The 8,646-nt window shown below is 69.5% G+C and carries 9 protein-coding genes; 1 reads left to right on the forward strand and 8 read right to left on the reverse strand.

Annotated elements, in window-relative coordinates; translation table 11 throughout:
- Positions 1 to 46 precede the first annotated feature (46 nt).
- Together ABDW21_RS03625 and ABDW21_RS03630 are read right to left on the reverse strand one after the other, a co-directional pair.
- Positions 47 to 547, reverse strand: a complete 501-nt coding sequence (locus ABDW21_RS03625) for a VOC family protein (RefSeq protein ID WP_343600005.1) — start codon at positions 545 to 547, stop codon at positions 47 to 49.
- A gap of 106 nt (positions 548 to 653) precedes the next feature.
- A complete protein-coding gene (locus tag ABDW21_RS03630) occupies positions 654 to 1,337 on the reverse strand; it encodes a TetR/AcrR family transcriptional regulator (RefSeq protein WP_343600007.1) in 684 nt (227 codons plus the stop codon).
- 110 nt (positions 1,338 to 1,447) lie between these two features.
- Here ABDW21_RS03630 and ABDW21_RS03635 point away from each other — a divergent pair, with 110 nt between their 5' ends.
- Positions 1,448 to 1,894, forward strand: a complete 447-nt coding sequence (locus ABDW21_RS03635) for a nitroreductase/quinone reductase family protein (RefSeq protein ID WP_343600008.1) — start codon at positions 1,448 to 1,450, stop codon at positions 1,892 to 1,894.
- 4 nt (positions 1,895 to 1,898) lie between these two features.
- Here ABDW21_RS03635 and ABDW21_RS03640 read toward each other — a convergent pair whose 3' ends face one another.
- The 6 genes from ABDW21_RS03640 to ABDW21_RS03665 form a co-directional block, all read right to left on the reverse strand.
- Complete coding sequence (locus ABDW21_RS03640; protein WP_343600020.1) at positions 1,899 to 2,477, reverse strand: hypothetical protein; 579 nt, start codon at positions 2,475 to 2,477, stop codon at positions 1,899 to 1,901.
- Between the two features lie 140 nt (positions 2,478 to 2,617).
- The gene (locus ABDW21_RS03645; protein ID WP_343600010.1) at positions 2,618 to 3,013 is read right to left on the reverse strand and encodes a LysM peptidoglycan-binding domain-containing protein; all 396 of its coding nucleotides are present in this window, start codon (positions 3,011 to 3,013) and stop codon (positions 2,618 to 2,620) included.
- A gap of 200 nt (positions 3,014 to 3,213) precedes the next feature.
- Positions 3,214 to 3,945, reverse strand: a complete 732-nt coding sequence (locus tag ABDW21_RS03650) for an MgtC/SapB family protein (RefSeq protein WP_343600012.1) — start codon at positions 3,943 to 3,945, stop codon at positions 3,214 to 3,216.
- Between the two features lie 76 nt (positions 3,946 to 4,021).
- The gene (locus tag ABDW21_RS03655) at positions 4,022 to 5,422 is read right to left on the reverse strand and encodes a PPE family protein (RefSeq protein WP_343600013.1); all 1,401 of its coding nucleotides are present in this window, start codon (positions 5,420 to 5,422) and stop codon (positions 4,022 to 4,024) included.
- Between the two features lie 139 nt (positions 5,423 to 5,561).
- Positions 5,562 to 6,833, reverse strand: coding sequence for a PPE family protein (locus tag ABDW21_RS03660; protein ID WP_343600014.1), 1,272 nt, complete (start codon positions 6,831 to 6,833; stop codon positions 5,562 to 5,564).
- Positions 6,834 to 7,401: 568 nt separating this feature from the next.
- On the reverse strand, positions 7,402 to 8,646 hold a 1,245-nt coding region (locus ABDW21_RS03665; protein ID WP_343710071.1), incomplete at its 5' end, for a divalent metal cation transporter.

The following is an 8,646-nucleotide window of genomic DNA, read 5'->3' on the forward strand; positions in this document are numbered from 1 at the left end:
CGCCGCTCCTCCTCATCGCTGCGCTCTGCATCGTCGCCGGCGCGGCTCACCGCTGCTCCTGTTTGACGTAGTCGAAGAACTGCCGGATCGGGTCGGGGATATGCGCGATTTCCACGAACGGCACCCCGGCCCGCGGCGCCGACACGTACGCGAATCGCATGCCGCCGGGCATCACGCCCTGCTGCACGACCGAAGCTCCCTGCGCGGTTGCGGCGTCCAGCCTGGCCGCGAAGTCCGCGGGACCGTCGGCCGCGACGCAGATGTGGTGCAGGCCCGGCCCGTAGTCCCGGAGCACGTCACTATAGATGTTAGGGCCACGCACCGGTGCGATCAGCTCCAACTGTATGTCGCCGGCATAGCTCAACGAGATGTCGGCGACGAAATCGGCCGGCTCGTCATGGTAGCGGCAGGTGTCGGGGCCGAAGTGCACGTGCGGCATCCGCACCCACTTCTTGGCGCCCAACAGGCCGGTGAGCGCCGTTTCCGTGGCATCCAGGTCGGTGGTCACCCAGGCGATCTGCGCCGGCGAGCGGACGGTGAGGGTCATCGTCTCGCAGGATAGCCCAGCGGCTCAGCCGTCGGAAAGACGTTGCCACGTCCTGCCGGCATGCACTGCACAGCTGCCGCTGAACACGTTCTAATCCCCTTGACGGTCAGTGCTTGGTCAGCACCCCGACCAGCAGCCGAACCTGGGAATCAAACACCGCCTCCGGGTCGGTCAGCGTGTCGGCACCGTACTGCCCGAACACCTCCAGGCTGATCGCGCCGACCACGCCGGCCCAGACAGCGAAACACCTGGCGACGACGGGATCGTCGCCGGGGAAACCGAATTCGTGGCGGACCCGTTCGAAGTCTGACGAGAGTGGTTGTGGCGCAGAGTTATTGGTCAATACGATGTCGCCGGTAGCGATTCCGGCGGCGACCGCGTCGAGCAGTGCGCCGATCACCCGGGTGCCGGGTCCGACGGTCTGTTCGGCCGGAGCGTGGTAGCCGGGCACCGGGCTGCCGTAGAGCAGCGCCCAGCTGGCCGGATGCGCGACGGCCCATCGCCGCGCCGCATGCGCGATCGCGATGACGTCGTTGCTCCACAGCTCGGCTTCCGCGTCGCGGGCGCGGTCCACGGCGTCGGCGAGATCGGAATAGGCGTCGACCAGCAGCAAGGTCAACAGCTCGTCGCGGCTGGACACGTACCGGTACACGGCCGAGGACACCATGCCCAGATCGCGTGCTATCGCGCGCAGCGACAACCCGGCCGCGCCGTGATCCACCAGTTGTCGGCGGCCGAGCTCGATGATGTTCGCCTCGATCCGTTCTCGCGCCTCGCGTCGTTTTCCCATCCGGATAAGTCTGACACAAAAGAGATCACTGCTCTTGAATTTTGGCCGCCGCGGTGGCAACCTCATACCTGTTGAGAGCAGTGCTCTCCCCGTGACTGAGAGGATGCGCTGTGCCCGTGCGATACGACAAACCCGGCCGGCCCGCCCGGGCCGCAAATACGCTCATCCGCTGGCTCGCCGAACTGGGCGTCAGCATCGCCGGGACCAGGGCCCTTCGGGTCCGCGGCCGCAAGACCGGGAAGAGCCGTCGCGTGGTGGTCAACGTGTTGACCGTCGACGGGGTGGACTATCTGGTGTCACCGCGGGGCACCACCCAATGGGCCCGCAATGTCCGCGCCGCCGGCGTCGTCGACCTCGGTCCGCGCTGGCGCAGCCGGCGTCTTCTTGCCTCCGAGGTGGCCGACGACGCCAGGACCGATCTGCTGAGGTGCTACCTGGACCGGTGGTACTGGCAGGTCAAAGGCCATATGGGCGGGTTGACACCCGGTTCGAGTGCGCAGCAGTTGCGGGCGGCGACGCCGTCGATCCCGGTCTTCGCGCTGGCGGATCCGCGGTGACCGCTCACGTCGGCAGCGGGCCGCCGGGGTCGGGTGTGCCCGCGCCGTCCTCGCGGGCCTGTTGGGTGGTGTCCCGCCAGGACACCGCGGCCGGAAAATCGCCCCAGGTGCTGTTGAGCATCCCGACGATCACCGCGGCCCCCGCGGCGCCGATCACGTAGACCGGGCCGCCGGAATCGCCCTTCTGGCTGACGACACCGTGCGCCATGGTGAACCATCCGTTGTTGACGCTCTCGACGGTCCCGCAGCTTTCTCCAGTGACCACACCGAAGTGGCAGACGGCGGCGCCAGGCGCGACCGCCAGAGCCGGATCCGACCGCAGCGGCCGGCCGCCGGGCAGGACGTTGTTCACGGTCACGCCGTCGCCCAGCACGATCGACTCGTAATCGTTGATCGTTTGGTCGGTGGCCACCGTTGCCCCGTCGGGGGTGTTGTCGCGGTACGTCGCGAGGGTGCCGATGACGTGGTTGTCCCGGTCGGTGACGGGGCCGTCTGCCCGGCAATGCCCTGCGGTGAACGCGACCCGCAGGGCCGGGTCGACGAATCCCAACGTGCACACGTGGTTGCCCTGGCGGATTTCCATTCCCGGGAACACCAGCACCGGGTCCGCTCTGACCAGCGCCGGCGACGACGCGACCGTCAGCGCCGCGGCGAACACGGGCACCGCCCGGAGACGACGCGGCGGCCCGGCCCACAGGTGCCCGGACCGCCGCGCCGACTCATTCATGATCGGGGAATCGTCAGCGCCTGACCTGGTTGGATCAGGTCCGGGTTGGAAATCCCGCTGGCGTCGGCGATCTGCTGGTACTTGTTGCCATCGCCGTAGAAGCGCTCCGCGATGGCCCACAGCGTGTCGCCGGAGACGACGGTGTAGGTGCGCGCGGCCGGCTCGGGCTCGGGCTCAGGCGCCGCAGTCTCCTCGGCGGCCGCGGGCGCCACCTCGGCTTCGGCTTCCGGGGGCGGTGCGTCGGTCTCGGTCTTGGTCGACCAGGCCGGTCCGTCGGCGGAGTAGTGCACCAGATTGCCGTCGTCGTGCAGCGTCAGGGTGTAGGCGCCGTTGCCGGCGGTGAGCGACTCGCCGTTGACCAGCTTTTGGCCTGCGGTGAGTGTGTCTGCCAAGGAGTTCCTTTCAGGGTTCCTTTCGGGCTTTTCCGGTCCGGCGGAGCCCCGACCGGGTGTCGCTGCGTGTACACGGCGAGCTTACTGATCGGGGTTCGGCCGGGGGCGGTTTCGGCTTTCTGCCGTCGAGACCACTGCGCGAATGACAGCTGAACGCAGGCCTGTGACGTCGGGGGGCCAGCCCCAGCCCCCCATACCGTCTAGCCCGGCAGTGGCGCGGGCGGCATGGGCTCGTCCTGGTCGCCGGCGTACCAGTGCACGGCGGCGACACCGGGTTGCAGCGACAGTTCGGCGACGAGTTGCTCGAGCCGGGCCGGCGCGTGACCGTCGCTGAGCAGGTACGCGGTCAAGGCGATGTTGTCGTCGCCTACACGCCCGGTGTGCACGCCCCGCAGGATGAAGTCGTTGGTGCGGGTGCGCTGCACGATCTGGGCTCGGGCGTATTTCTCGGATTTGGGTCGACAGATCAGCTGCAGTTGGTAGGGCTGGTCGTCTTCGTCCTCCTCGACGACGTTGTCGCGGTCGATCAGATGTCCCAGTGGTCGGCCCAGCAGGTGGATCCCGACGACGGTGCCGGTGGCGATGATCGCGAACACCAGGTTCCCTGAGGCCGCCAGCACGCCGACCGCGGCCGAACACCACAGTGTCGCAGCGGTGTTGAGGCCGCGGACGTTGAAGCCCTCCCGCAGGATCACCCCTCCGCCGAGGAACCCGACCCCGGAGACCACGTAGGACGCCACCCTGGTGGGGCTGCTGTCGTCGGTGGCGACGGCGTACAGCACGAACATTGTCGCCCCGGCAGCCACCAGTGCGTTGGTGCGCAGACCCGCCAGCCGTGCCTGCCACTGCCGCTCGAGACCGATGACCGCTCCGCAGCCCACCCCGACGGCCAGCCGCAGCGCGAAGTCCGCGATGCTCAGCGTCTGCTCCACCCGGCTCCCCTGTCGTGACCCTGTGTCCGCTCCAGTGTGGACGACGGGCGCCACGACCGCGCGCCGACGTCGCCGACTACCCGGTTGACTGCCCGGACTGCCCGGCCTGGGGCTTCGGTGTGGGTGTGCCCTTGCGGGACAGGTGCACGGCGTGGATACCGGGTTTCTTCGACAGCTGGGCCAGCAGGCTGTCCAGGTGCGCCTGGTCGGTGTGCCAGTGCTGTACCGACTCGGGTTTCAGCGACATCTCCGCCAGCACCCGCTTGAGCTTGTCCGGGGTCTGCTTGTTCTTGTCGACCGTGGGCAGGCCGATCCGGCCCGCAGTTGCGCCGACGGTCCGCGGGGCCGCGCCGCCGAGGGCGCTGCCGGCCATCCCGGCCAGCGCCATCTGACCGAACAGGCCTCCGGAGCCGTCGGCGACCACGGCCGGTGCGCCGGCCAGGCTGGTGCCGTGCAACACGGTGGCGGCCAGGCGGATCGCCGGGGTGGCCGCGGCCCAGCTGGGCGGTACGGACAAGTCGCCGACCAGCCCGGCGTGACCCATGCCCGCCGACGTCGCCGCCGCGCTCACCGCGGCGACACCCGCGACATGCGTTGTCGAGGCCAGGCCCGCGGCCAGCGACCCCGCGCTGCCGGCGATCGCGGCAGGCGCGGTAACAAGCAGCCTTGTCTGCGCGACCACACCCAAGATGATGAAGATCAGCGTGTCGTTAACCGGCAGGATCACTTTGGGGATCAGCTCGATATCACCGCTGATGGACGACAGCGATTGCATCCCGGCGAGACTCTGCAGAGTCGACAGCATTCCCTGCAACGGATTGGGCGATGTGGCGATCGACGCGAGGCTGTGCAGAGCGGCGGGCACCGCGGCGAACGTCTGCGACAGTTGCGTCTGCGCGCCGGCGCCGATCGACGCAACGGCTGTCACGAGCTGACCAAGCACCCCGCCCGGGTCGGTCGTCGGGGGCGCCGGGGTGAACGGCGTCACCGACGACGCGGCGGCCGACTGGGCGGCGTAGGTGTACATGGCGGCGGCATCCTGGGCCCACATTTCCCCGTACTGGGCTTCGGCGGCCGCGATCGCCGACGTGTTCTGTCCGAAGATATTGGTCGCCACGAGCGACGCCAGCTGGCTGCGGTTGGCCGCAACCAGCGGCGGCGGCACCGTCGCCGCGAACGCCGTCTCGTAGGCGTTCGCCGCCGATCTGGCCAGGGTGGCGGTCTGCTCGGCCTGCGCGGCGGTGGCGCTCATCCACGCCGCGTAGGGCGCGGCGGCTGCCGCCATCGCTGCCGACGACGGGCCCACCCACGAGGCGTCGGTCAGCCCGGCGATCACCGAGCCGTAGGAGTCCGCCGTCGCACGCAGTTCGGCGGCCAACCCGTCCCAGGCTTCCGCGGCGGCGATCATGGACTCCGACCCGGGGCCGGCGTACATCCTGGCCGAGTTGACTTCCGGTGGTAAGGCTCCGAAATCCATCGCTCCTCCTTCGCCTGGGGTCAGCCGCGACCCGGAAACGACTGTGCCGCTGGCCCTGCGAGAAGGGCCCGATGCGCGGTGACGTCGTCAACCCGGTGATTGCTTGTCATGGAACTTCTTTCGGTTGCCATCAGGGCGGTCATTCGTCCGCCGGTATGACGATGATCGTGGCGGTGGTGGGCTCGGCGGCCGCAGTGCCGCCGCCGATTGCCGCAGTGCGCGCGACGCTGCCGCCGGTGCCAGCCACCGCACGCCCGGCCAGGCTGGACAAGCCCATCTGGCTGAACAGGTTTCCGGGGCTCTGCGCCATGGCCGCCGGGGCGGCCCCGGGGCCGGCGACCGGCCACTCGACGGCGACGGTCCTAATCGCCGGGGCGGCGACGGTCCAGCTCTGCGGCACCGAAAGCTTGCCCACCACTCCGGCATTGCCCAGCCCGGCCGCCACGGATCCGCCAGAACCAACAGCTGGGAGAGAACCAACAGCTGGGAGAGCCGGGCTGAGCTCGCCGGCCAGCAGGCTTGCGCCACCCGCGGCCGGCGCCGCCGCCGCCTTGCTGGCCGCGCCGGCCAGATTCACCCCGGCTTGCGGCAGCAGGTACAGCTGGGCGCCCAACAGACCGGGCACCCCGGCAATCGTGAAGTAGGAGAGCGGTGCTGTCGGCCCGGTGATGGAACCGATCAACGTCGACAGCGACGACGCCAGCGTGGAGGCGGGTGTGCTGGCCGCGGCGGGTGCCGCGGCCGCCGACGATAGCGGCGACGTGAGGCCGTGCAGTGTGCCGGGCACCGCGGACATCATCTGCGACAGCGCCGATTGCGTGCTCGCGCCGGCCGAGGTGCCGACGGCCTGGGCGGCGGCGGCAGACTGGGCGGGCGGCCCGGACGGGTTGGCGGTCGGCGGGGGTTCGGTGAACGGTGTCAGCCGGGTTGCGGTGGCCGACGAGCCCGCGTAGCCGTACATGGCGCCGGCGTCTTGCGCCCACATCTCGGCGTAGTGGAATTCGGCGGCGGCGATGGCCGCAGTGTTCTGCCCGAGGAAGTTGGTGGCGATCAGCGACATCAACTGCGCACGGTTGGCGGCGATCACCGGCGGCGGCACCATGGCCGCGAACGCCGCCTCGTAGGCCGCCGCGGCCGCGCGCGCCTGGTTGGCGGTCTGCTCCGCCTGCGCCGCGCTCGTGCTCATCCAACTCACGTAGGGCGCGGCCGCAGCGGCCATCGACGCCGATGCCGGACCGTGCCACGCTGCACCGGCCAGGCCGTCGATCATCGACCGGTACGACGAGGCGGTGGAACTCAATTCGCCGGCCAGCCCGTCCCAGGCGGACGCGGCGGTGAGTATGGGTCCGGCGCCGGGACCGGTGTACATCAGACCGGAGTTGACCTCCGGCGGTAACAAGCCGAAATCCATGTCGTTGTCCTCTAGTCGTGTTGCCGGCCATGTGGCCGGCGTCGTCGAATAACGCGTTGCGCAACGCAGTTCGACAACTGCGCGACTACTTCCCCGGCTCTCGCCGTCCGCCTCGTGTGGTGACCGGACGTACCGCTGCGGCCCTCGGCTGTGCCACGGCCGGTGTCGTCGCCGTCGCGGTGAGGCTTCGGCTCCACGAATCCGCAGCGGCGTGAGCACCTGGCTTCGGGAGAAGTGCCACGGCGCCATTGGTGCGCCGGGGTCTGCTCCCGTGGTCTCGTGGCGGCGGCGGGACCCGGTGACGGTGTGACGTGGCGTACGACCTCGAGTGCGGCGGCACGCAGATCGTCGTGCAGGACGGCCTCATGCCCGGCCGCCGGCCACGTCGCCGGGGCGCGGCTCGGAGCCCGTGGCATCGACGTCGCAGAACCGGTCGTTAATGGTCATCTACGTCTCCTATCGTGCGGTGAGCATACGCAGGCATCGCCGCCGGTCGGCTGCATGACAGCTGAAGGTTTGCTGTGAGGGCTGATCATTGGCGTCGCGGATACCGCGACGCCGCTGTGGTTCAGGCGCTACCGAGCTGGATGGCTTTGACAGCGAGCAGGATCGCGCCGACGACCAGATACCCGCGCAAAGCCAGCATGCCCAGCCGAGTCTCGACCGACCACATGACCGGCTCCAGCACGGCCAACGGCGGCATCCGCCAGGTCGAGCGGTCCGTCCTGGCCGGCGCGCGGGACGGTCGGTCGGGTGCCGGCGGTTTCGGTCGCCGGCGGCCGGACCACCGCAACACGCCGACGGTGACCGCGACGCAGACCCCCAGACCCACCGAAACCTGGGTGGAAACGGTGGCGACGTCGAGTCCGGGGAACATCGTTGTCGCCATGAGTATCCCGGAGAGCACCAGCAGCGAGGAGACGATGACGCCGGCGACCACGTTGAGCCAGGGCCGGTTCACCCACGGGCCCAGGACCTGCCGGTCGTTGCACAACAGCAGCAGGAACACCGTCGCGCTGGGCAGCAGCAGCCCGGCCAGTGCCTGCACACCGGTGGTGATCAACCCCAGCGGCGCGCCGGGGATCAGCACGATGACCGCGGCGAGGGTGACCATCGCGGTATAGGACAGGTAGAACGGCTTGGCGTCGGCGAATCCGCGGTGCAGCGAGTGCTTGAGCCCGAACACGTCGCCGAACGCGTAGCTGGTGGACAGCGTCACCGTCGCGGCTCCGATGATGGAGGCGTCGAGCAACACGATCGCGAACACCGACCCGAGGGTCGTGCTGGAGTGGCCGAGCTGGCGGGCGAGTGCACCGGCGTCGACGAACCCCCCGCGGCTGCCGGTGGCACGGGCCGCCCAGTCACCGGTCATCATCAACGCCGCCGCCCCGATCACCACCACGAAGGCGCCCAGCGCGGTGTCGGCCCGCTCGTAGCCGATGAAGCGTGGCGTGATGCGCTTGTCGACGACGTTGGACTGCTGGAAGAACAGCTGCCAGGGCGCGACCGTGGTCCCGACGATGGCGATGACCAGCAGCACCGCATCGGACGTCACTCCCCCGCTCACACCCGGAATGACAAAGGATTTCGACGCGTGCCCCCAGTCCGGATGCGACATCGCCAGCATGGGGACTTGCAGCAGCGTGATCGCGATGAACGCCAGCATCGCGCGTTCCCAGCGCCGGAAGCTGCCGGTGGCCATGATGGCTATCAGCGCGATCGCCGCGCTCGGCACGACGACGAATCGGGGGATGCCGATGTAGTCGGCCGCCAGCGTGATACCGATGAATTCGGTGAGCAGTGTCAGAAAGTT

It is taken from the genome of Mycobacterium sp. (assembly GCF_039583805.1).
Classification (GTDB): Bacteria; Actinomycetota; Actinomycetes; order Mycobacteriales; family Mycobacteriaceae; genus Mycobacterium.